Genomic DNA, 22,571 nt, shown 5'->3' with positions numbered 1-22,571 from the left:
TCAGCGGTGCAGCCACATGCGGATTGCAAGCAGCAATTGATCGGTGTTGACGGGTTTGGCGAGGTAGTCGGACGCGCCGGCCTCGAGGCATTTCTCGCGGTCGCCCTTCATGGCCTTGGCCGTCAACGCGATGATCGGAAGACGGGCGAAGGTCGGATTTTCACGAATGACCCCGATGGTCTGATAGCCATCCATCTGCGGCATCATGATGTCCATCAGCACGATGGCGATCTCCGGGTTGGATTCGACCAAGGTCACCGCCTCGTTGCCGGTCGTGGCCGTCAGCACCTTCATGCCGCGCCGCTCCAGCACGCTCGACAGCGCGAAGATGTTGCGGGCGTCGTCGTCGACGAGCAGGGCGGTCTTGCCGATCAGGTCCTCGTCGGAACTGTTCAGCTTCTCGAGCATGCGCTGCTTCTCGACCGGCAATTCCGTAATCACGCGGTGCAGGAACAGCGCGGTCTCGTCAAGCAGGCGCTCCGGCGATTCCACGCCCTTGACGACGATGCTCCGCGCCATGGTGTGGAGTTCCGCATCTTCCTCCGCCGACAGCTCGCGGCCGGTGAAGACGACGACCGGGACATTCGACAGTGCCTCGTCGTTGCGGATCTGGTCCAGCACCTCGAAGCCGGTCATGTCGGGCAGGCGCAGGTCGAGCACGACGCAATCACAGGGGTTCTCACGCAGCATCGAGAGCGCGTCGGTACCGGTGCCGGTCGTCACGATCTCGATGTCGTCGTGGTGCAGGAGCTCACGGATCGACAGCTGCTCGGCCTCGTTGTCCTCGACGATCAGCAGCCGCTTGCGCCGCGGCCGCGCATATTCCTTGATCTGCGTCAGCGCGGCAGAGACGCCCTCGGTCGTCGTCGGCTTGTTGACGAAGGAGAAGGCGCCGCGCGCCAGCGCATGCTGGCGGTCCTCGTCGAGCGTGATGATCTGCACGGGGATGTGGCGGGTCAGCGGATTGTGCTTGAGCTGGCTCAGCACGGTCCAGCCGAGCATATCAGGCAGGAATACATCGAGCGAGACGGCCCTCGGCTGGTACTGCTTTGCAAGTTCCAGCGCCTCCGCGCCGCGGGCGGCGACCAGCACCTTGAATCCCTTGTCGCGCGCGAGGTCGACCAGCACGCGCGCGTAGTGCGGGTCGTCCTCGACGATCAGGAGGATGCTGTCGCCGGGTTCGAGGTTGAGTCGGTCGTCGGGAAGCTGCTCGATGATGCGCTGCGGTTCGGCTGTCGCGGGCTGCAGCGCCGGCGGTTGGCTCTGTTGGGGCGCCGCGCGGGGCGCGAGCGTCGGGCCGGAATATTTCAGCGGCAGGTAAAGCGTGAAGCACGATCCCTTGCCCGGCAAGCTGCGCAGGTGGATCTCGCCACCGAGCAGGCTTGCGAGCTCGCGGCTGATCGCAAGGCCGAGGCCGGTGCCGCCATATTTGCGGCTGGTGCCGGCATCCGCTTGCTGGAACGCCTCGAAGATCAGCTTCTGCTTCTCCAGGGGAATGCCGATGCCGGTGTCGGACACTTCGAATGCGATCACGGCCGGCGCCGAATTCAGAACGGGATGATCCGTGCCCCAGCCGCCGACCGCGGCGGCGACCTTCAGGCGCACCTCGCCTTCGGCGGTGAACTTGAAGGCGTTGGAGAGCAGGTTCTTCAAAACCTGCTGGAGGCGCTTGGAGTCGGTGACGAGGCTGCGCGCGAGGTTCGGATCGACGTCGATCTTGAACGAAAGGTTGCGGTTCTCCGCCTCGTGACGGAACGGTCGTCCGACCGTATCGAGCAGGTTCGAGGTCAGGATTTCTTCGGCGTCAACCGTGACCGTACCGGACTCGATCTTGGAGAGATCGAGAATGTCGCTGATGAGATTGAGCAGGTCGGTGCCGGCGCCGTGGATGGTGCGGGCGAATTCGACCTGCTTGCCGGTAAGATTGCCGTCCGGATTGTCGGTGAGCTGCTGGCCGAGGATCAGGATCGAGTTCAGCGGCGTGCGCAACTCGTGGCTCATATTGGCCAGGAATTCGGACTTGTACTTCGAGGTCAGCGCCAGCTCGGTCGCCTTTTCCTCCAGCGCGCGGCGGGCCTGCTCGATCTCCTGGTTCTTGCGCTCGACTTCGACGTTGCGCTCGGCGAGCTGCTGCGCCTTCTGTTCGAGCTGGTCGTTGGTCTGCTGCAATTCGCGCTGCTGGGTCTGGAGTTCGCCGGCGAGCTGTTGCGACTGCTTGAGCAGGCCTTCGGTCTGCATCGTCGCCTCGATCGAGTTGAGCACGATGCCGATCGAGTCCGTGAGCTGCTCCAGGAAGGTCATCTGCGAGGTCGTGAACGAGGTGAGCGAGGCGAGCTCGATGACCGCCTTGACCTGGCCTTCGAACAGCACCGGCAGCACCACGAGGTTCTTCGGCGCCACGCGAAGCAGCGCCGAGTTGATCGGCACCACGTCGGGCGGAATGTCCGCAATCACGCGCGGGCGCCGGTCGAGCGCGCATTGGCCGATCAGGCCGTCGCCAAATGGCAGCACGCGCGGATACGGATAGACGCCGTCGCCGGCATAGGAGGCAAGCAGCAGGAGCCGCGGATTGTCTTCGTTCTCGACCTGATAGATCACGCCGGTATGCGCGTTCACCAGCGGTGACAATTCGGTCAGCAGCAGGCGACCGACGGTTGTGAGGTCGCGCTGGCCTTGAAGCATGTTGGTGAATTTTGCCAGATTGGTCTTCAGCCAGTCCTGCTCGGTGTTCACGTCCGTCGTGAGACGGAGGTTCGTGATCATCGTGTTGATGTTGTCTTTCAGCTCCGCGACCTCGCCGCGGGCGTCGACCTGGATCGACCGCGTCAGGTCGCCCTTGGTCACGGCGGTCGCCACTTCCGCGATCGCGCGCACCTGCGAGGTGAGGTTGGCTGCCAGCAAATTGACGTTGCCGGTGAGGTCCTTCCAGGTGCCCGCGGCGCCGGGCACGTCGGCCTGACCGCCGAGCCGGCCCTCGACGCCGACCTCGCGCGCCACCGACGTCACTTGGTCGGCGAAGGTCGCGAGCGTCTCGGTCATGTTGTTGATGGTGTCGGCGAGCGCCGCGACCTCGCCCTTCGATTTGACGGTGAGGTTCTGCTTGAGGTCGCCGTTGGCGACCGCGGTCACCACCTTGACGATGCCGCGGACCTGCTCGGTCAGGTTCGCCGCCATGAAGTTGACGGTGTCGGTGAGATCCTTCCAGGTGCCGGCGACGCCGGGCACCTGGGCCTGGCCGCCGAGTTCGCCTTCGGTGCCGACCTCGCGGGCAACGCGCGTCACTTCGCCGGCGAACGCGTTGAGCTGGTCCACCATGGTGTTGATGGTGTTCTTGAGCTCGAGGATTTCGCCCTTCACGTCGACGGTGATCTTGCGCGACAGGTCGCCGCGCGCGACGGCGGTGGTGACTTCGGCGATGTTGCGGACCTGCGTGGTGAGGTTCGCGGCCAGCAGGTTGACGTTGTCGGTGAGGTCCTTCCAGGTGCCGCCGACGCCGGGCACGACGGCCTGGCCGCCGAGTCGGCCCTCGGTGCCGACCTCGCGTGCGACGCGCGTCACTTCCGCGGCGAAGGAGCGGAGCTGCTCGACCATGGTGTTCAAGGTGTCCTTGAGCAGCAGAATTTCGCCGCGCACGTCCACCGTGATCTTCTTCGACAGGTCGCCGCCGGCGATCGCGGTCGCGACCTCGGCGATGTTGCGGACCTGCGCGGTGAGGTTCGACGCCATGAAGTTGACGTTGTCGGTGAGATCCTTCCAGGTGCCGGCAACGCCGGGCACTTCGGCCTGACCGCCGAGCTTGCCTTCGGTGCCGACCTCGCGCGCGACGCGCGTGACTTCGCCGGCAAAGCCGTTGAGCTGGTCCACCATGGTGTTGATGGTATTCTTGAGCTCGAGGATTTCGCCCTTCACGTCCACGGTGATCTTGCGGGACAGGTCGCCGCGCGCCACGGCGGTGGTCACTTCGGCGATGTTGCGGACCTGGGCGGTGAGGTTGCCGGCCATCGAGTTCACGGAGTCCGTCAAGTCCTTCCAGGTACCGGCGACGCCGGGCACGTTGGCCTGGCCGCCGAGGCGGCCTTCGGTGCCGACCTCGCGGGCCACGCGCGTCACCTCGCCCGCGAAGCGGTTGAGCTGGTCGACCATCGTGTTGAGGGTGTCCTTGAGCTGAAGGATCTCGCCGCGGACGTCCACCGTGATCTTGCGCGAGAGGTCGCCGCCGGCGATCGCGGTCGCGACCTCGGCAATGTTGCGGACCTGGGCGGTGAGGTTGCCCGCCATCGAGTTCACGTTGTCGGTGAGGTCTTTCCAGGTGCCGGCGACACCGGTCACCTGGGCCTGGCCACCGAGCTTGCCTTCGGTGCCGACCTCGCGCGCGACGCGGGTGACTTCGCCGGCGAAGGCGTTGAGCTGGTCGACCATGGTGTTGAGCGTTTCCTTGAGCTGAAGGATTTCGCCCGACACGTTCACGGTGATCTTCTTGGACAGGTCGCCCTTGGCGACGGCGGTCGCGACCTCGGCGATGTTACGGACCTGGCCCGTCAGGTTCGAGGCCATCGAGTTGACGCTGTCGGTGAGGTCCTTCCAGGTGCCGGCGACGCCGCGCACCTGGGCCTGGCCGCCGAGCTTGCCTTCGGTGCCGACCTCGCGGGCGACGCGCGTGACTTCGCCGGCGAACGCATTGAGCTGGTCCACCATGGTGTTGATGGTGTCCTTAAGCTCGAGAATTTCGCCGCGCACGTCCACGGTGATCTTTTTCGACAAGTCGCCGCCGGCGACCGCGGTCGTCACCTCCGCGATGTTGCGGACCTGCGCGGTGAGGTTCGAGGCCATCGAGTTGACGCTCTCGGTCAGGTCCTTCCAGGTGCCGGCGACGCCGAGCACATTGGCCTGGCCGCCGAGCCGGCCTTCGGTACCGACCTCGCGGGCGACGCGCGTGACTTCGCCAGCAAAGGCATTGAGCTGGTCCACGCAGGTGTTGAGCGTTTCTTTCAACTGAAGAATTTCGCCCGAGACGTTCACCGTGATCTTCTTGGAGAGGTCGCCGCCGGCGATCGCGGTGGCAACATCGGCGATGTTGCGGACCTGCGCGGTGAGGTTCGACGCCATGAAGTTGACGTTGTCGGTGAGGTCCTTCCAGGTACCGGCGACGCCCGGTACCTGGGCCTGGCCGCCGAGCTTGCCTTCGGTGCCGACCTCGCGCGCCACGCGCGTCACTTCCGAGGCGAACGAGTTGAGCTGGTCCACCATGGTGTTGATGGTGTCCTTCAGCTCCAGGATTTCGCCGCGCACGTCCACCGTGATCTTGCGCGAAAGGTCGCCGCGCGCCACGGCGGTGGTGACGTTGGCAATGTTGCGAACTTGCGCGGTGAGATTGCCGCACATGGCGTTGACGCTATCCGTGAGATCCTTCCATGTGCCGGCAACGCCGGGCACGATGGCCTGGCCGCCAAGCTTGCCGTCGGTGCCGACTTCGCGCGCCACGCGCGTCACTTCCGAGGCAAAGGAGCGGAGCTGGTCCACCATCGTGTTGATGGCTTCCTTGAGCTGAAGGATCTCGCCGCGGACGTCGACCGTGATCTTCTTCGAGAGGTCGCCGTTCGCAACTGCGATCGTCACCTCGGCGATGTTGCGAACCTGGTTGGTCAGGTTGTTCGCCATCGAGTTGACGCTCTCGGTCAGATCCTTCCAGACGCCGGTCACTTCCGGCACCTGGGCCTGGCCGCCGAGCTTGCCTTCGGTGCCGACCTCGCGCGCCACGCGCGTCACCTCGGAGGTGAACACGCCGAGCTGCTTGATCATGGTGTTGACGATGGTCGCCGACTGCAGGAACTCGCCGCGCAGGGGACGGCCATCGACGTCGAGCTTCACGGTCTGGAGCAGGTCGCCCTGCGCCACGGCTGCGACCGCGCGCGTCACCTCGCGCGTCGGCCACAACAAATCGTCGATCAGCGTATTGACCGAGCCTTCCATGTCGGCCCAGGAGCCGGAGGCCAGCCCGAACTTCACGCGCTGCCGCGTCTTGCCCTCGCGGCCCACCACCTGGCCGACCAGCTCGAGCTGCTGCGCCATGCGCTGATTGGCGGCGATGATGTCGTTGAAAGTGTCCGCGAGCTTGCCGTCGATGCCGAGATAGTCGCCGCTCATGCGCACGGAGAAATCGCCGTTGCGCATGGCCTGCAGGACGAGGAGCAATTCCGCCCGGGAATCCGGCTCCGACATGCCGTTGGCTTTTGGCTTTGGAACGCGACGACCGGAACGTGATGCAGCTCCGGGATCGAGGTCGCTCATAATTATTCCCCCGCAAGCGTCGGCCGAATCCCAAGCAAGACGCGATTGTCAAAATAGAGCGTCAGCCAAATTCGAAATCAAGCGCCAACGTAACGGCGCTAGGATGGAACCTGCTTTGCTCAGCCCGATTAACATAATCGCGCCCCTCAGGAATGGTTCCGCCGGGTTCCCAGTTTTTCCCGGCGGAAGAGATACGGGGGACGTTTTCGGGGCCTCGGTCATGGCCTTCCGGAACGGACCGCCGGGCCTGCTTGTTAGCCCCCAAAACAGAGGGAGAGCGGATATGAAAGCAGGATTTGCCGTCATTGGCACCGTGATGTTGTTGGCCGGATCGGCGTTCGCACAAGGCGGCGCGCCCAGCGGCCGTGGTGCCGTGACCGGCGACCCCGCCGCAAGCTCCGCCACCCCACGCGCGGACACACCGACCACGGGGACGTCGACCCGGTCGAACCCCAGCGGCAGCGGCACATCGAGTTCGGGTGGTAAGGATGACAATGGGGACGCCGGCCGGGACAGAATGCCGGAGAGCGACCGCACCGTACGGCCGCAGAGCCAGCAAAGTCATCCTAACGACAAGTAATACGGGGCTACTTGTTCGCCGCTACTTGTCCGCCATGGTGCGCTTGGCGTCCTTGACCTGTGAGCGCAACATCGGGAGCTGCTCGCGCGCGAACGCTGCAAGCGCGGCATTATCGGGCGCCTTGAGATAGCGTTCGAGCAGGTCGATCACCGATTCATACTCGGGAATCTGCGCGGCATAGAAGCTTCTGACGAAAGTCGGCCCGTCCGAGGTTTCGGGTTCGATCAGGCTCGCGCTCGCCGGGGTCGTCTTGGTGACGCGCGGTTCGGTGCCGATCGCCTCGTGAATCTGCTTCAGGGCCTTGTCGCGGAGGGCCGCTTCTTCGGCGCGCAGCGCGGCGAGGTGCTTGACCTCGGCGTTGCCCTTCAGGTCGGTGCTCTCCAGCAGGCCCTGCTGGAAGCGGCTGAAAGTGTAGAGGTCGCCGATGGTCTCGGTCGCGGTCGGCGTGCGACCGGCCGGCCTTTGCTCCGCGGTGCTGTCCGCAAGCGCTGCATTGCTGATGAACGCCAGGACGATCGCGATAAAAATCCGCATGCATATCCAATGGCGGACGGCGGTCGAAAGTTCCGCAAATGTTACGATCCGGTAAGGGCGGTTGCGACGCGACGGTTCCGTCCCCAATTCATGTTGATGAAACAGTCCGAGATCTTCAGGGATAACGCCGACAACTGCCTCCAGCTCGCTGAGAAGGCCGAAGCACAGCCGGCACATAATCGTTTTCTGCGCATGGCGAACGCGTGGACGGCACTCGCCGACGAGCAGGATTGGCTCGACGGCGAGGTCCCGCCTGTTCCAGCCCGCGTCCTGCAAAAGCAGGTTGCGTAACACTCTCGTTCGTGGATCTGCGTGTGAGACTGCTCACGGACGGCAAGCAGGATCATTCGTAACAGTCGATCGCGTTGATTTCCTATTCCAGGAGGTTTTTGCAATGGCTCCACGTCTGGCTCTTCTTTCGCTCATTCTCGCCTTTGGCGTGTCGGTCGCGTTCGCGACGGTGACGACGGTGCGGCAGGTGCATCATGAAAATGCATCGGCCCCGGTACACTCGGCGCACAGTTAGTCGCCGTCTCGTCTCGCGCGCCCGGAACCTTCGACGCTCCGGCGCGTAAGCGCTTCGACACAGCAAAGAGGCGAGAGCTATCATGGCCCATTCCGACCAAGGCATCATCAGAGATCAGCGCGGTGAACAGCAGCCGCGGGACAAGCAGCGCGCGCAGACCGTGCACAAGTCGGAGCCAAAGGGCTCGCCCTCTCGTGAGGCCACGCGCGATCCCAAACTGAACGACAACAGCAAGACGCCCGGCTCCGGCATGACGCCGGATGATTCCGGCGACGCGCCGAGCGGCTAATTCCACCAGGAACGAATCTCCGCGCAAAGAGTCGAGGGATTGCTTCCGGTTGTCATGCCCCCGGTGATCCGGAAGTAATCTCCAAGGACGGCCCCGGCACCCCCGTGCCGGGGCCGTTTGCTTGAGCGTCAGGCTGGACTAATCCTCGGCGTCGGGCTGTGGGTGTGGTTGCGTGTGGCCGTCCGGGCCACGCCCGAAAACCCCGAACCTGCTCGATTTGACATTCGCCCCCGCGTCGACCGCGGCGGTGGCCAGTCCGAGCTTCAGGAGCTCGCGCACGGCCGCGGCTCGCGTCGGCATGCGATGTTTGAACCGGAAGTCGTCGACTGCGGCCAGTTCTTCCGGTGACAGCATGACCTGGAGCCGCTCGGCGCGAAGGTCGTTCATGATCAATCACCCAAAATGAGCAAGTTGAGTAGTTTACTCAACGAACTCATTCGGCCGCGGTTCCACAAGATGCGGCTATGGCGCCAAATTAGCAAGAAAGTATAATAAAATCAATAAGTTAAATGGTGCAACGGTCCTCGGATAGGTGTATGCTCCCGGCAAATCGGAGAGACATCATGACCAACGAAGTCACATTGCCCCGCAAACATTTGGAAGAGAGCGACGCACCCAAGCCGGTGCGCTCTAGCCACCAGAAGGTCATCGAGCAAGTCGAACGCTGGGCCAACAGCCCGGGCCTCCAACCGCCGAGACTGCAGCCGGCAACGCATGCCAAAGCGGGCTAACGCTTCGTCAGGTGAGAGCTCTTTGCCGATAGCGAATGGGCTGATCGGTGCGGTCTGCGGGAGACGATGCGCAGCTTGCGCCTGAACCACCAGGCCAATACCGAAACGACGGCCCAGGCGATCAACGCGGCAGTGAAAGCGCCTGGAACGCTCGCGGCCACGGTGAGATGAAAGACGGCGGCGAATGCCAGGAGGCCGATGCTTCCCCAGGCGGCGCCAGCCGCGTCGAGCGCGGCGGCCTCTTGCCCGCGACGCGTGCCGCTGAGGCCGGCCTTCTCCTTGGTGCGGCGTTCATGGCTTTCGACCAGCGTGGCGCTCGCGCAGAAGATGGCGGGAAGCGCAAGGAAAAGTCCGCCGACGGATACGCCGAAGCGCGCTCCCAACACTCCTGTGAGCACGGTCGCCAGGCCACCGAGCAGGAAACGAATGCCGTATTCGTACCAGCGTGTCTGTTTGAGCGCTGCGAATGACAGCTTGACCGGCATCAGGCAGCACCTCCGAAGCCGGCGAGCAGGCCGAAGGCGACCGCCAGCCACACGATAACAGCGAGGACGGTCGCGGGCAGCGCGGACACACGGTATCTGATCAGCAGATGGCAGACGACGACGCTGAAGCAGCCGAGCGCGACCGCGCCATAGATCATCGTCCAGCTTTCAGCCGCAGCATATTGCGGGCCGTGCTGGACGACGGCGATGCCGAGCGTTGCCAGTGCGACCGACGGTGCTGCGCCGAGCAACCCCGCAAAGCTTTTGGGTTTGAGCATATCGCCTAGAATCGCAAAAGCGGAGACGATGATGCCACCGGCGATGAAGCGCAGGACGTATTCGGTCACGGCCGTTTCCGCCAATTGATCTGCTTGTGGGACGATTGCGTCAGTGTCCATGGCCGCAAGAGTCTCTCTGTGGCCGCGCCCAGCGCAAAGCCTGCGACCACGTCGCTTGCCCAGTGCGCGAGCACCGCGATCCGTGTCAGCGAAAGCGCGATCGCGACAGTGCGCAGCAATCGGCGCGGCGTCTTCGGCAGCAAGCCCGCCGCCGAGGCAAGTGCGCCCATATGGACCGCGTGACCGGACGGGAAGGCGTCGCGTGCTTGTCCTGAGATGGGTACGCCATGTCGGTGTCCGCTTATGGTCAGCCGATCTGGCCTGACCTGATCGAACACGGATTTCAGGATATGCGGCAGGACGGCAGTCGCCAGCGACACGGCCAGAACGTGATTTGCCAGGGGCCGTTGCTGCGGCTGCCGAATATGAGCATAGAGCCACCCCGCCGCGGCCAGCGCGAGCAGCACGTGCTCGTCGGCGGCCCAGGTCAATGTCTGGGCGGCGTGCTCGATGCCTGAATTGGTGTGCTCGGCGATCTTATCCGCGATCGCGGTGTCGATCCGGCTAGGTTTGACCTCTACTAACGCCATCGATGTGCAAGCGTGATGTCCTTCATGACAGTTTTGTAAAGCCCGGAATTAAAGAAGGTTCCTGGGCTCAATCGCGTGGCATCAGCCTGCGGCGCCGGACTACGGCTGTCCCGATCCACCAGCGGACCCATACACCTGGCCCGTCGCATAGCTCGCGTCGGCTGCGGCGAGCTGCACGTAAATTGAGGCCAGTTCGACGGGCTGGCCCGGACGGCCGAGTGGCGTCATGCCGCCGAATTTTTCGAGCTTCTCCATCGTGGCGCCGCCGGAGACCTGGAGGGGTGTCCAGATCGGTCCCGGTGCGACGCCATTGACGCGGATGCCCTTCGGGCCCAACTGCTTCGCCAGCGATTTGACGTAGTTCATCGTCGCTGCCTTGGTCTGCGCGTAGTCGTAGAGTTCCGGAGACGGGTCGTACGCCTGCTCCGACGTCGTGCCGATGATGCACGAGCCGGGCTTCAAATGCGGCAGCGCCGCCTTGATGATCCAAAACGGCGCATAGATGTTGGTCTTCATCGTTGCGTCGAAATCTTCGGACGATACGTCGAGGATCGACTCGCGGCTCTGCTGGCGTGCGGCGTTGCAGACGATGATATCCAGGCCGCCCAGCCCCTGCGCGGCCTGCTCGACCAGCTTCTTGCAGAAAGCCTCATCCTTGAGGTCCCCTGGAATCGCAAGCCCGGTACGCCCTTCCTTCTTGATCAGCGCGATGACGTCCTGCGCATCGGGCTCTTCCGCCGGTAGATAGTTGATGGCAACGTCGGCGCCTTCGCGTGCGTAGGCTATCGCGGCGGCGCGGCCCATGCCGGAATCGCCGCCGGTGATCAGCGCCTTGCGGCCGGCGAGCCGGCCGGAGCCCTTGTAGCTGGTCTCGCCGTGATCCGGTGGCGGCTCCATCTTGCCGGCGAGGCCCGGCCAGGGCTGCGACTGTTTTTTGAACGGCGGCTTTGGAAAGCGGGTGACGGGATCGACCAGGTTCTGCGCGGCCATTTTCTGCTCGGACATGGACGTGTCTCCTTTCGCTGTCGAAGAGGCCAGCGAAGCAGCAGCAAGCGTTGCGCTCGCCGCTTGGACGACGTGCCGGCGGGATACTGAAGCCTTGTCTTGATGTGTCATGACGGTCTCCGCGATCTCGCGATCTCAATGCGCGGAGAGAGGCATCGTTGCAAAACGGGAGGACGCCGGTGGGGCCGGCGTCCTCGCAAGGATGTTTACTTGGTCTGGCCGACGCTCGGCGCCTTGCCGAGCTCCTTGGCCATGTCGAGGTGGTGCTTGAGCGCCGGCAGTGTCTTGCCGGCCCAGTCCTTCAGCTCGGAATTGTCGCCGCCCTTGGCGTAACGCTCGAACAGCGAGACCGCGTCCTCATGGGCGCTGACCTGGTACGAATTGTAGTCCGAACTGAAGTCCTTGCCATTCGCACTCTTGAGCTTGTCGAGCTTGCTCTGGTGCGAGCTGTCGAGCGCTGTCGGCAGGGTCGCCTGCACCTTGCCGCCGCTGACGAGGCCCTTGAGTTCGCCGCTGGTCTTGGTGTGGTCGGTCACCATCTGCTGCGCAAAGCTCTTCTCCTGCGCGTTGCCTTTCTGCTGGGCGAGCTTGCTCGATTCGATCTCGAACATGTCGCTGATGGCGACTTCCTTGACGAAGTCGGCGGTGGCAGGCGCGACGCCAAGCGCCGAGTTGACGCCGGTCTTCTCGCCGAGCGACTGGGCGAGTGCGGGGCCTGCTAGCAGCACGCAGGCAGCTGCGATGATGGTACGTTTCATGGTCCGGTCTCTCCGATTGAACGCGCAGCCTCTCGCCGCGCGACGTTGCGCCGACCAACACGCCGCAGGGGCCGAGGTTCCTAAACGGCTATTCCGTTGGATGCCGACCGGTGCGCGGATTGATGGGATCGGTCGGCTTGCGCCGAAGCCGTTCGGGCAGAAACGGCTCGGTCGGCGTGGCGGTGGCCTCGGCACGCACGTCTGCATGGCGTTGTGCCCGCTCGTGCGGCGTCCGGCTGTCGTTGATCTGTCGCTTCACGTCGAGGCCATCGACGGGATCGTTGACGCCGTGCTGGATATCGCGGAAATCGCTCATGCGTCACCTCATTCCTTTCCAGGCAGGATCTTTTCGAGCACCTGCCGCGCCGCTCCCTTGATCACTCCGCTCTCGTTGGGATCGCCCTTCATCAGCGCAAGCGAGAAGTTCTTGGCCTGCTGCAAGGTGATGTGCGGCGGCAGCGGCGGCACTTCAGGGTCGGTCTTCACCTCCAGCACCACCGGCATCTCGCTCGCCAGCGCCTGCTCCCAGGCCGAGCCGAGCATCCGCGGGCTGTCGACGTAGATGCCGGCGAGGCCGATCAGCTCGGCAAAGCGCGAATAGGACACGTTCGGGATGCGCTGCGACGCCTCGAATTTCGGATCGCCGTTGATGATGCGCTGCTCCCAGGTCACCTGGTTGAGGTCTTCGTTGTTGAAGACGCAAACGATGAAGCGCGGATCCTTCCAGTCGCGCCAATACTTCGCGGCGGTGATCAGCTCGGCCATGTTGTTCATCTGCATCGCGCCGTCGCCGACGAGGGCGATCACCGGGCGGTCGGAATGGGCGTATTTCGCGGCGAGCGCATAGGGCACCGCGGCACCCATCGAGGCGAGGCCGCCTGAAAGCGAGGCCGTCATGCCGCGACGCATCTTCAGGTCGCGCGCGAACCAGTTGGCGCAGGAGCCGGAATCGCTGGTGATGATGGCGCGGTCGGGCAGGCGCGGAGACAGTTCCCAGGCGACGAGCTGCGGATTGACCGGTGCCGCCGGCTGATGTGCCCGATCATCCAGCGTCTTCCACCATTTCACGACGTCGTCCTGGATACCCTGACGCCAGGCGCCGTCGCTCTTCGGTTTCAGTAGCGGTAGCAGGGCGCGCAGCGTCTCGGCGGCATTGCCGATGAGGCCGACCTCCATGGGAAAGCGGATCGACATCATGCCGGCGTCGATGTCGATCTGCACGCCGCGCGCCGCGCCTTCTTTCGGCAGGAACTCGGCATAGGGAAACCCCGAGCCGACCATCAGCAGCGTGTCGCACTCCATCATCATGTTGTAGCTGGGTTCGGTGCCGAGCAGGCCGATCGAGCCGGTGACCCAGGGCAGATCGTCAGGGAGCGCCGCCTTGCCGAGCAGCGCCTTGGCGCAGCCGGCGGACAAGCGGTCGGCAACCGCGATCACCTCCTCGGTGGCCTGGAGCGCGCCGGCGCCGACGAGCATCGCGACCTTCTTGCCGGCGTTGAGCACCTCGGCTGCGCGGTCGAGGTCTGCATCACGAGGCTTGATGCTCGGAGCGCTATAGCCGATGCCGGAGTGCAGGGTGCCGTGAGCGCGCGGCGGATCCTCGTAGGGCTCCTCCTGGATATCGTTGGGCAGGATGATCACCGTTGGTGTCCGCCGGGCCAGCGCGATCCGGGTCGCTCGATCGATCAGATGCCGGATCTGCGCCGGCGAGGAGGCCTGCATGACATAGGCGCCAGCCACATCCTTGAACATCGAGACGAGGTCGAGTTCCTGCTGATAGTGTCCGCCCAGTGCATTGCGCGCCTGCTGGCCGACGATCGCGAGCACGGGCTGGTGATCCAGCAGGGCATCATAGAGCCCGGTGATCAGATGCGAGGCGCCGGGGCCCGAAGTCGCGATACAGACCCCGAGTTGGCCAGAGAACTTCGCATAGGCGGTCGCCATGAAGGCGGCCATCTCCTCATGCCGCGCCTGGACAAAGCCGATCTTGCCCTCAGCGCGCTGAAGGGCCCCGAACACGCCGTTGATGCCGTCGCCGGGATAGCCAAACAGGTGACGCACTCCCCATTGATGCAGACGTTGAACGATGAAGTCGGAGACGGTCTGGGACATCGGGGCGGCTCTCGGTTTCCGGGATTTGGGTTTCCGGATTTGAAGTCGAGAGAACCGCTCGATTCCGACGATGTTCCTCAAGTCTCGCCGGAACATGCCGGAACGATCGCACACCTCATCGGGTTCTCTCCACACTGGCTGAGTGGAGAATTGAGATGTTGAATCAGGGTGAACTGGACCAAAACGAGATGGGTCGGCTGATCGGCAGCGACAAGGTCGAGGGAACATCGGTCTATGGCGCCGATCGCAACAAGATCGGCTCGATCGAACGCGTGATGATCGACAAGGTCAGCGGCAAGGTGTCCTACGCGGTGCTCGGCTTCGGCGGATTTCTGGGCCTCGGCAACGACCACTATCCGTTGCCGTGGCAATCGCTGAAATACGACACCGAGCTCGGCGGTTACGTCACCGGCATCACCACCAAGGAGCTGGAAGGCGCGCCGAAATTCGGCGAACGGAGTGATTGGAACTGGGGTGACGACGCCGCGGTTCGCGGCATCAACTCCTATTACGGCGTCCCCTTCGCTTAAGTGATTCCACTGAAAGGAAGCTCGATGAGCAAGGAACGGCCCAACGACGATCCCCGGCAGCAGAACGATTGGGGATCGCACAAACAGACGGACACGCCCTGGAAGGGCAATCCGGAAAAAGAGCAGGGATCATCGGACGAGGTGAAGCCCGATCTCGAGAAATGGCACGGGACGAAGACGCACTGACACCAAGGTGCGCGTCCCATAAGATATCGAGGCGAGCGCGGCACCGCATGTGCCGCGCTCGCTTTTTGAGCAATGCGTTCACGAATGGTGAGGGAGCTCGCGCGAAGCGGAACCATGATCCGGGGCTGTCGTTGGGCTCGCGGCGCGTGAGCCGGCGTTGGCCGCTCTGCCGCCAGTTGAATCCTGAAAGGTGTTCACCGTGGATGCTCAGACACGGGAGCGTGGGCCGTCCGCGGAGCAGCCGCAGAGGGCGAAGGAAGCTCCAAAGACCTCTCCCGATCAGGCTCGCGACGCCAAGGACCAGGAGCCGGCAAAGGCGCCGTCGCTGCGAGACCGAATTCGCGAGCATTGTTTGTTGGCAACCATTGGCGCCATCGTCTTGCTCGCGGCCCTGATCGGCGGACTGCTCTATTGGCTCCAGGTGCGCCACTATGAATCCACGGACGATGCTTTCGTCGCCGCGCGCAGCTTTTCCGTGGCCTCCAAGGTCGGAGGCTACGTGACCGACGTCCCGGTCACGGACAACCAGCATGTCAACGCCGGGGACCTTCTCGCCAAGATCGACGAGCGCGACTATCGCATCGCCATCGATCAGGCCAATGCGCAGGTTGCGGTCGCCAGAGCGAACATCGCCAATGTCGAGGCGCAGATCGTCGCGCAGCAGGAGCAGATCAAGCAGGCGGAGGCGCAGCTCGAACAGGCCCAGGCCCAGCTCCAGTTCTCGCAGGAAGAATTCGCGCGCGCCCAGGATCTCGTCGAGAAGGGCGCCGGCACCGTGCAGCGCCAGCAGCAGACCCGCTCCGATCTTCAGGCGCAGCAGGCCAATACGGAACGCGCGAAGACCGCGGTGACGGCCGCGCAAGTCGGCATCAAGACGCTGCAAGCGCAGCTCGAGGGCGCCCGGGCGCAACTCGCGCAGTCGCAGGCGCAGCTCGATCAGGCCAAGCTGAACCTGCAATATACCGGCGTCGTTGCGGCGCAGTCCGGCCGCGTCGTCAAGCTCAGCGGCGCCACGGGCACGTTCGTCAACGCGGGCCAGAGCCTGATGATGTTCGTGCCTGACGAGGTCTGGATCGTCGCCAACTACAAGGAGACGCAGCTCAACGACATGCGGCCGGGCCAGCCAGTCGAGATCCGGATCGACGCCTATCCCGGGCGCAAGCTTACCGGCCATGTCGAGTCCGTGCAGCCGGGGTCCGGCACCGCGTTCAGCCTGCTGCCGGCGGAGAACGCCACAGGCAATTACGTCAAGGTGGTGCAGCGCGTCCCGGTGAAGATCGTGGTCGACAGCTGGCCGGCCGATTTGCCCGTCGGTCCCGGCATGTCTGTCGTGCCCTGGACCAGGGTGCGATGACCGACACGGCGCAAGGCGGCGCGTCCGCGGGCGGCTGGTCGCCGGAGCGCTCGGCGGCGGGCGGTCATAATCCCTATCTCATCGCGTTCGTCGTCTCGATCGCGACCTTCATGGAGGTGCTCGACACCACCATCGCCAACGTCGCCTTGCGCCACATCGCCGGTGGACTTGCCGTCGGCATCGACGAGAGCACCTACGTCATCACCAGCTATCTCGTCGCCAACGCCATCGTGCTGTCGATCTCGGGCTGGCTGTCGACGGTGATCGGCCGCAAGCGCTTCTACCTGATCTGCGTTGCGATCTTCACGGTCTCCTCGCTCTTGTGCGGCTTCGCCTGGAATTTGCAGTCGCTGGTGCTGTTCCGCATCCTTCAAGGCCTTGGCGGCGGCGGCATGGCGACCAGCGAGCAGGCGATCCTTGCCGACTCCTTCCCGCCGCACAAGCGCGGCCAGGCCTTCGCAATCTACGGCGTCGCCGTCGTGGTCGCACCCGTGGTCGGACCGACGCTCGGCGGCTGGATCACCGACACCTACACCTGGCACTGGGTGTTCCTGATCAACGTTCCCATGGGAATGCTGTCGCTGTTCCTGGTCGGCACGCTGGTCAAGGAGCCGTCGGGTGCGGAGGAGGAGAGGGAGAAGCTGCTGAGCAAGGGCCTGCGGGTCGACTATGTCGGCTTCCTGCTGGTCGCGATCGGGCTCGGCTCGCTCGAATACGTGCTCGACGAAGGCCAGCGCAACGACTGGTTCGGCTCGAACATGATCGTGTTCTTCGCAGTACTTTCGGCCGTGTCACTGCTTGCGCTGATCCCATGGGAGCTGACGCGCGAGGATCCCATCGTCGATCTCCGCCTGCTCGGCCGCCGCCAGTTCGCCGCCTGCTTCCTGGTCATGCTTGCGACCGGCGCGGTACTGATCTCGACCACGCAGCTTTTGCCGCAACTCCTCCAGAGCGAATTGAACTACACCGCCATGCTGGCGGGGCTCGCGCTGTCACCGGGCGGAATCGCGACCTTGGTGCTGATGCCGGTAGTCGGCCGTCTCGTCAGCAGCGTGCAGCCGAAATACCTCATCATGCTTGGCGCCACCATTGTCGCGTTCTCGATGTGGCATCTCACGGGCCTCACCGGCGACATTACCTACGGCTATGCCGCGATGTCGCGCATCTTCCTCGCGCTCGGTCTGCCTTTCCTGTTCCTGCCGGTGACGACCGCGTCCTATGACGGCGTGCCGCCCGACAAGACCAACCAGGCCTCGGCGCTGATCAACGTCGCCCGCAATATCGGCGGCTCCATGGGCGTCGCACTCGCGCAGACCACTCTGGCGCAGCGCCAGCAATTCCACCAGAGCCGCCTGATCGAGCACGCCGCGCCGTCGGACCTCGGCTACCAGCAGACCATCGAGACGATGACCCGCTTCTTCCAGGCTCAGGGCTCGAATGCGAGCGATGCGGCCTCGCAGGCGGTCGCCTGGGTCGGCCGTACCTTGCAACAGCAGGTCGATTTGCTCGCCTATATCGACGTGTTCTGGACACTCGCCATTATCGCGGTGCTGATGATCCCGACCGCCGCGGTGCTGCGCCCGATTGAGTTGGGCGCGCCTGCGCGGGGGCATTGAGCCAACGGCTGTTCGGAGAGAAAGGGTGACCGCGGCGCAAAAGTCCGGCTAGACTGGTCCGAACGTCAAGCAGAAGTCCGGGAGGTAACTTAAGTGAAGACCGCGATCACCGAACTGTTCGGCATCGAGCACCCCATCATCCAGGGCGGCATGCATTTCGTCGGCTTTGCCGAGCTGGCGGCTGCCGTCTCCAATGCCGGCGGGCTCGGCATCATCACCGGTCTCACGCAGAAGACGCCGGAGCTGCTGGCAAAAGAGATCGCGCGCTGCCGCGACATGACCGACAAGCCGTTCGGCGTGAACCTCACCTTCCTGCCGACCTTCGCCGCGCCGCCTTATCCGGAATACATCGCGGCCATCGTCGAAGGCGGCATCAAGTCCGTGGAGACTGCGGGCCGCAGCCCGGAAGCCTACATGCCCGCGCTGAAGGCCGCCGGCATCAAGGTCATCCACAAATGCACCTCGGTGCGCCACTCCCTGAAAGCCGAGCGCATCGGATGCGACGCCGTCAGCGTCGACGGTTTCGAGTGCGGCGGCCATCCCGGCGAGGACGACATTCCCAACATGATCCTGCTGCCGCGCGCGGCGGAGGAATTGAAGATCCCGTTCGTCGCGTCCGGCGGGATGGCCGACGGCCGCAGCCTCGTCGCGGCGCTGTCGCTGGGGGCGGCCGGCATGAACATGGGCACGCGCTTCATCGCCACCAAGGAAGCCCCGGTGCATCAGAACGTCAAGAACGCGCTGGTCGCGGCGACAGAGCTCGACACCCGCCTGATCATGCGGAGCCTGCGTAACACCGAGCGCGTGCTGAAGAACGCCAATGTCGACCGCCTGCTCGAGATCGAACGCGAGAAGGGCGACAAGCTGAAGATCGACGACATCCACGACCAGGTCGCGGGCGTCTACCCCAGGATCATGCTGGACGGGCAGATGGACGCGGGTGCCTGGAGCTGCGGCATGGTCGCAGGCCTCATCCACGACATCCCCACCTGCAAGGAACTCGTCGATAGGATCATGGCTGAGGCAGAAACCATCATCCGTACCCGTCTGATGGGGTTCCTCGAGGGGAAGGGAACGGCGAAAAAGGTCGCCTGACACCGCCAAACTTCTTAACCACGGCGGCAGCTGGCCGCTGGAATTGCGCGCGGCGCTTCCTAAATAGAGATAAATTACCTCTTAACAATCAATTTCAGGAGGCGTCCGTGATTCTGAAGAGCGCTCCTTTTGCCATTGCCGTTGCCCTCATGCTCGCATGGGGCGGCGTCGCGTGCGCTGACGACTACAAGCCCAGTGAATATCTCGGCCTCGATCTTTCCAAGGCGGTATTGTCGCCGAAGCGGCTCGGGCCCGAAACCCAATTCGCGCCGGTCGCGCTGGAGGCGCGCGGCGGCAACGAGGCGCAGGCGCGCGCCGAGCCGGTCGATGTGCCGAAGAAGGTCGCTGCCGAACGCGTGCGCGTGTCGGAGCCGAAGGTCGCGCACGCCAAGCCCGCGCAGCCACGCGGCGCGGCGCGTACCAAGCTCGCCCATCGCCACGGCAATCCGCTCGACGCGCAGGCGATGGACACCCGCATCCAGACCTGGCCGTGCCGTAGTGGCGGCATCTGCAACTGGAAGCATTAGGTCAGTTCGGAGCCGTCATCCGCACGTCGTAAAACCGTAGGCCCGCGGTCAAGAAACCGTAAGCCGGGGGTCAAACGACGCAGGCACCTTCCGTCGCGATTCGACGAAGGTTTCCTGAATGGTAGCGCCCCGCGCCTCGCGCGCCTGGACCCGGCGGCAATTCCTGGTCCGTTCCACCTCCAGCCTCGCCGTCGCCGCGCTCGCAAAGCCACATCTCAGCCGCGCGGCTGATCGTCCGCAGATCGCAGGCGGCACGTCCGGCGACGTCTCGGATGGCTCCGCCGTAATCTGGGCGCGCGCCGACCGGCCAGCGCGGATGCAGGTGGACTATTCGACCGTGGAAAGCTTCAAGACCGTCATCGCGTCGGTTTCGAACGATGCGTCGCCCGATGCCGACTTCACCTCAAAGCTCCTGCTGGACGACCTGCCGCCCGGGCAGGACGTCTTCTATCGTGTGCGCTTCGACGACATCGCGACCGGCATCGCCGGCGAAAGCCGCATCGGCCATTTCCGCACTGCGCCGGTTGCCGGCCGGTCGATCTCGTTCCTGTGGTCCGGCGATACCGCGGGGCAGGGCTGGGGCATCGACACGTCGCGCGGCGGCTATCACAGCTATCGCACCATGCTGGACAATCGCCCGGACTTCTTCATCCACTCCGGCGATCACATTTACGCCGACTGCACGATTCCCTCCGAGCAGAAGCTGGCGAACGGCGAGACTTGGCGCAATGTCGTGACCGAGGAGAAATCCGAAGTCGCGCACACGCTGGCGCAGTTCCGCGGCAATTACAAATACAACCATCTCGACGAGCATTTCCGCGCCTTCCACGCCGAGGTGCCGATGTTCGCGCAGTGGGACGACCACGAGGTCACCAACGACTGGTCGCCGACCGGCAGCTATGACGGGTCTGGTCATGAGGATGACGGCACCCCGCGCCTGGTCGCGCGCGCCCGACGCGCCTTCTTCGACTTCATGCCGATCCGCGACATCGGTGCGCGAAAGGGGCGGGTCTATCGCAAGATCGCCTATGGTCCGTTGCTCGATGTCTTCATGATCGACATGCGCAGCTATCGCGACGATAGCTGGAACAAGGGCGGCGATCACCGCGGCTGGATCCTGGGTGCCGAACAGCTCGCCTGGCTGAAGCGTGAGCTCGCCGCCTCGCGCGCGACCTGGAAGGTGATCGCGGCCGATTTGCCGATCGGTCTGGTCAGTCTCGATGCGGTTGCACTGGGTGATGGGCCGCCCGACCGGCGTGAGCACGAGATCGCCGATCTTCTCGCGTCCATCAAGCGCGCCGGACTCCGCAACATCGTCTGGCTCACCGCCGACATGCACTACACCGCCGCGCATTATTACGATCCGAACCGGGCGCAATTTAGCGATTTCGAACCGTTCTGGGAATTCGTCTCGGGGCCCTTGCACGCCGGCACGTGGGGGCCGGGCGAGCTCGACGACACCTTTGGTCCGGTCGCGATGTACCAGAACGGATGCAGCGAAGCGCAGGGCGAAAACCTCGCGCCCTGTTTCGGACTGCAGTTCTTCGGCAAGGTCGACATCGATGGCCGGACCGGCGTGATGACCGTGACGCTGAAGGACGTCGACAATCGGGACCTCTGGTCGGTCGATATCGTGCCGCAGCCGCAGGCGCGTCCAGCCGTGGTGGCGCAGCATTCGTAGGTCGCTAACCCGATCTTGATTGGCCGCCTTGCGCCTGTCGCGCTATGCTGTCCGTTTCCGCCACCTCTTTTTCCATTCCCGAAGAGTTTGCTCACGCAGCTTCGCTGCGGGCCTCCGGCGGACTGAACGATGTCAGGAGCTTTTTCATGGATACTCTCAAGACACAGGGCATCAGCATGCCCAAGCTCGGCCTCGGGACCTTCCGCATGCAGGGCGATGCCTGTCGCGCGGCGGTCGAGAGCGCGCTGTCGATCGGCTATCGCCATATCGATACCGCCGAGATGTACGGCAACGAAGAACCGATCGGCGCGGCGCTCGCCGCGGCTCGGCTGCCGCGCGGCGAACTGCACGTCACGACAAAGGTCTGGCACGAGAACCTCAGCCCCGACGCCATCCGCCGCGCCTTCGACGCCAGCCTGACGAAGCTGCGGCTTGACCATGTCGACCTCTATCTCGTGCACTGGCCGTCCAAGGCGGCGAACTGGGGTGCGGTGTTCGAGACCCTGATGAAGCTGAAGGAGGAGGGGCGCACGCGGGCGATCGGTGTCGCCAACTTCACCACGGCGCTGCTCAAGATCGCGGTCGAGGACATCAAGGCGCCGATCGCCTGCAATCAGATCGAGTATCACGCCATGCTCGATCAATCGAAGGTGCTGGCCTATCTCAACGCCAAATCGATCCCGCTGGTCGCTTATTGCCCGCTGGCGCAGGGACGCGTGGCATCAGATGAGGTGCTGGCCGAGATCGGCGCCAAGCACAATGCGACCGCCGCGCAGGTCGCACTGAAATGGCTGCTCGACCAGGACGGTGTCGCCGCGATCCCGAAAGCCTCGCGCGCTGAGAGCCAGCAGGCCAATCTCGACGCGCTGAAGATCACGCTCGACGATGCCGACCGCAACAAGATCGCCGCGCTGCCGAAGGACAGGCGCTGCGTCAATCCCGGCTTCGCACCGGCGTGGGACTGACCAAGCCGAACGTTTCGAACACGCAAAGAAAATGGCCCCGTGAGGGGCCATTTCCATATTGCGTTGCGCATTAGTCCCAATGATGGCGGTGACCACGCTTGACCACGACGACGCGGTCGCGATGCTGCCAGCCGCGATGCCAGCCGTGATCGCGATGCATGCCGTATTCGGCGCGGGCGCCATACGCGCCGTGATGATGACCGCGCTTGATCACCACCGTCTCCGCGCTGGCGAGCGTCGGCAATGCAACCGCGAGCGCGCCGACAGCAGCAAGCACATAACCAAGCTTCTTCATGATGTCCTCCTCCAATAGAATGCAAATCTAAACGGCGCATTCGCGTGAACGTTCCGGAGGAATCGCAGGAGATTTCTGAACGGCTG

Annotated in this window: 22 protein-coding genes; 11 read left to right on the top strand and 11 right to left on the bottom strand. The window is 64.2% G+C overall.

The window, feature by feature from the left end; translation table 11 throughout:
- Together C7G41_RS12645 and C7G41_RS12635 are read right to left on the bottom strand one after the other, a co-directional pair.
- Positions 1-6,288 carry a HAMP domain-containing protein gene (locus C7G41_RS12645; RefSeq protein WP_106942849.1) on the bottom strand — a complete coding sequence of 2,096 codons (6,288 nt, stop codon included), beginning with the start codon at positions 6,286-6,288 and terminating at the stop codon, positions 1-3.
- Positions 6,289-6,889: 601 nt separating this feature from the next.
- Positions 6,890-7,402: a DUF4142 domain-containing protein gene (locus C7G41_RS12635; protein ID WP_106942848.1), complete on the bottom strand. Its 513-nt coding sequence runs from the start codon at positions 7,400-7,402 to the stop codon at positions 6,890-6,892.
- Between the two features lie 96 nt (positions 7,403-7,498).
- Here C7G41_RS12635 and C7G41_RS38250 point away from each other — a divergent pair, with 96 nt between their 5' ends.
- Together C7G41_RS38250 and C7G41_RS12625 are read left to right on the top strand one after the other, a co-directional pair.
- Positions 7,499-7,693, top strand: a complete 195-nt coding sequence (locus C7G41_RS38250; RefSeq protein WP_106942958.1) for a hypothetical protein — start codon at positions 7,499-7,501, stop codon at positions 7,691-7,693.
- A gap of 317 nt (positions 7,694-8,010) precedes the next feature.
- Positions 8,011-8,217 (top strand): hypothetical protein, encoded by a 207-nt coding sequence (locus C7G41_RS12625; protein ID WP_106942847.1) that lies wholly within the window; start codon positions 8,011-8,013, stop codon positions 8,215-8,217.
- Between the two features lie 138 nt (positions 8,218-8,355).
- On the opposite strand, the gene C7G41_RS12620 is transcribed toward C7G41_RS12625, so the two are convergent.
- On the bottom strand, positions 8,356-8,604 hold the full coding sequence (locus C7G41_RS12620; protein ID WP_106942846.1) for a hypothetical protein: 249 nt from the start codon (positions 8,602-8,604) through the stop codon (positions 8,356-8,358).
- Between the two features lie 176 nt (positions 8,605-8,780).
- Between C7G41_RS12620 and C7G41_RS37745 the strand changes: the two genes are divergently transcribed.
- The gene (locus C7G41_RS37745; protein ID WP_199198329.1) at positions 8,781-8,948 is read left to right on the top strand and encodes a hypothetical protein; all 168 of its coding nucleotides are present in this window, start codon (positions 8,781-8,783) and stop codon (positions 8,946-8,948) included.
- Here the strand turns inward: C7G41_RS37745 and C7G41_RS12615 are convergent.
- From C7G41_RS12615 to C7G41_RS12585, 7 genes are all read right to left on the bottom strand, one after another.
- On the bottom strand, positions 8,945-9,433 hold the full coding sequence (locus tag C7G41_RS12615; RefSeq protein ID WP_106942845.1) for a DUF3147 family protein: 489 nt from the start codon (positions 9,431-9,433) through the stop codon (positions 8,945-8,947). The genes C7G41_RS37745 and C7G41_RS12615 overlap by 4 nt on opposite strands.
- A complete protein-coding gene (locus C7G41_RS12610) occupies positions 9,433-9,780 on the bottom strand; it encodes a DUF3147 family protein (protein ID WP_106942957.1) in 348 nt (115 codons plus the stop codon). The genes C7G41_RS12615 and C7G41_RS12610 overlap by 1 nt, the downstream gene beginning before the upstream one ends.
- Positions 9,777-10,361 carry a phosphatase PAP2 family protein gene (locus tag C7G41_RS12605; RefSeq protein ID WP_106942844.1) on the bottom strand — a complete coding sequence of 195 codons (585 nt, stop codon included), beginning with the start codon at positions 10,359-10,361 and terminating at the stop codon, positions 9,777-9,779. The genes C7G41_RS12610 and C7G41_RS12605 overlap by 4 nt, the downstream gene beginning before the upstream one ends.
- A gap of 99 nt (positions 10,362-10,460) precedes the next feature.
- On the bottom strand, positions 10,461-11,366 hold the full coding sequence (locus C7G41_RS12600; protein WP_199198328.1) for an SDR family oxidoreductase: 906 nt from the start codon (positions 11,364-11,366) through the stop codon (positions 10,461-10,463).
- 206 nt (positions 11,367-11,572) lie between these two features.
- Entirely contained in the window at positions 11,573-12,124 is a 552-nt protein-coding gene (locus C7G41_RS12595) for a DUF4142 domain-containing protein (protein WP_106942842.1), read from the bottom strand.
- An 88-nt stretch (positions 12,125-12,212) separates the two neighbouring features.
- Positions 12,213-12,440 (bottom strand): hypothetical protein, encoded by a 228-nt coding sequence (locus tag C7G41_RS12590; RefSeq protein ID WP_106942841.1) that lies wholly within the window; start codon positions 12,438-12,440, stop codon positions 12,213-12,215.
- Between the two features lie 8 nt (positions 12,441-12,448).
- Positions 12,449-14,236: a thiamine pyrophosphate-requiring protein gene (locus tag C7G41_RS12585; RefSeq protein WP_106942840.1), complete on the bottom strand. Its 1,788-nt coding sequence runs from the start codon at positions 14,234-14,236 to the stop codon at positions 12,449-12,451.
- A 155-nt stretch (positions 14,237-14,391) separates the two neighbouring features.
- Between C7G41_RS12585 and C7G41_RS12580 the strand changes: the two genes are divergently transcribed.
- From C7G41_RS12580 to C7G41_RS12545, 8 genes are all read left to right on the top strand, one after another.
- Positions 14,392-14,766, top strand: coding sequence for a PRC-barrel domain-containing protein (locus C7G41_RS12580; protein ID WP_106942839.1), 375 nt, complete (start codon positions 14,392-14,394; stop codon positions 14,764-14,766).
- A 24-nt stretch (positions 14,767-14,790) separates the two neighbouring features.
- Positions 14,791-14,952 (top strand): hypothetical protein, encoded by a 162-nt coding sequence (locus tag C7G41_RS37740; RefSeq protein WP_199198327.1) that lies wholly within the window; start codon positions 14,791-14,793, stop codon positions 14,950-14,952.
- Positions 14,953-15,151: 199 nt separating this feature from the next.
- Entirely contained in the window at positions 15,152-16,306 is a 1,155-nt protein-coding gene (locus C7G41_RS12570) for an HlyD family secretion protein (protein ID WP_106942956.1), read from the top strand.
- Complete coding sequence (locus C7G41_RS12565; RefSeq protein ID WP_106942837.1) at positions 16,303-17,922, top strand: DHA2 family efflux MFS transporter permease subunit; 1,620 nt, start codon at positions 16,303-16,305, stop codon at positions 17,920-17,922. The genes C7G41_RS12570 and C7G41_RS12565 overlap by 4 nt, the downstream gene beginning before the upstream one ends.
- A gap of 93 nt (positions 17,923-18,015) precedes the next feature.
- Positions 18,016-19,017 carry a nitronate monooxygenase family protein gene (locus C7G41_RS12560; protein WP_106942836.1) on the top strand — a complete coding sequence of 334 codons (1,002 nt, stop codon included), beginning with the start codon at positions 18,016-18,018 and terminating at the stop codon, positions 19,015-19,017.
- 107 nt (positions 19,018-19,124) lie between these two features.
- On the top strand, positions 19,125-19,544 hold the full coding sequence (locus C7G41_RS12555) for a hypothetical protein (RefSeq protein WP_106942835.1): 420 nt from the start codon (positions 19,125-19,127) through the stop codon (positions 19,542-19,544).
- 118 nt (positions 19,545-19,662) lie between these two features.
- Positions 19,663-21,225, top strand: coding sequence for an alkaline phosphatase (locus tag C7G41_RS12550; RefSeq protein WP_106942834.1), 1,563 nt, complete (start codon positions 19,663-19,665; stop codon positions 21,223-21,225).
- Between the two features lie 146 nt (positions 21,226-21,371).
- Positions 21,372-22,190 carry an aldo/keto reductase gene (locus C7G41_RS12545; RefSeq protein WP_106942955.1) on the top strand — a complete coding sequence of 273 codons (819 nt, stop codon included), beginning with the start codon at positions 21,372-21,374 and terminating at the stop codon, positions 22,188-22,190.
- Between the two features lie 70 nt (positions 22,191-22,260).
- Here the strand turns inward: C7G41_RS12545 and C7G41_RS12540 are convergent, their stop codons facing one another.
- Positions 22,261-22,485, bottom strand: coding sequence for a hypothetical protein (locus tag C7G41_RS12540; protein ID WP_106942954.1), 225 nt, complete (start codon positions 22,483-22,485; stop codon positions 22,261-22,263).
- Positions 22,486-22,571 lie beyond the last annotated feature (86 nt).

It is taken from the genome of Bradyrhizobium sp. MOS002 (assembly GCF_003020115.1).
Taxonomy (GTDB): domain Bacteria; phylum Pseudomonadota; class Alphaproteobacteria; order Rhizobiales; family Xanthobacteraceae; genus Bradyrhizobium.
The sequence above is the reverse complement of the archived record's forward strand: the minus strand, read 5'-3'. Positions and strand labels throughout refer to the sequence as shown.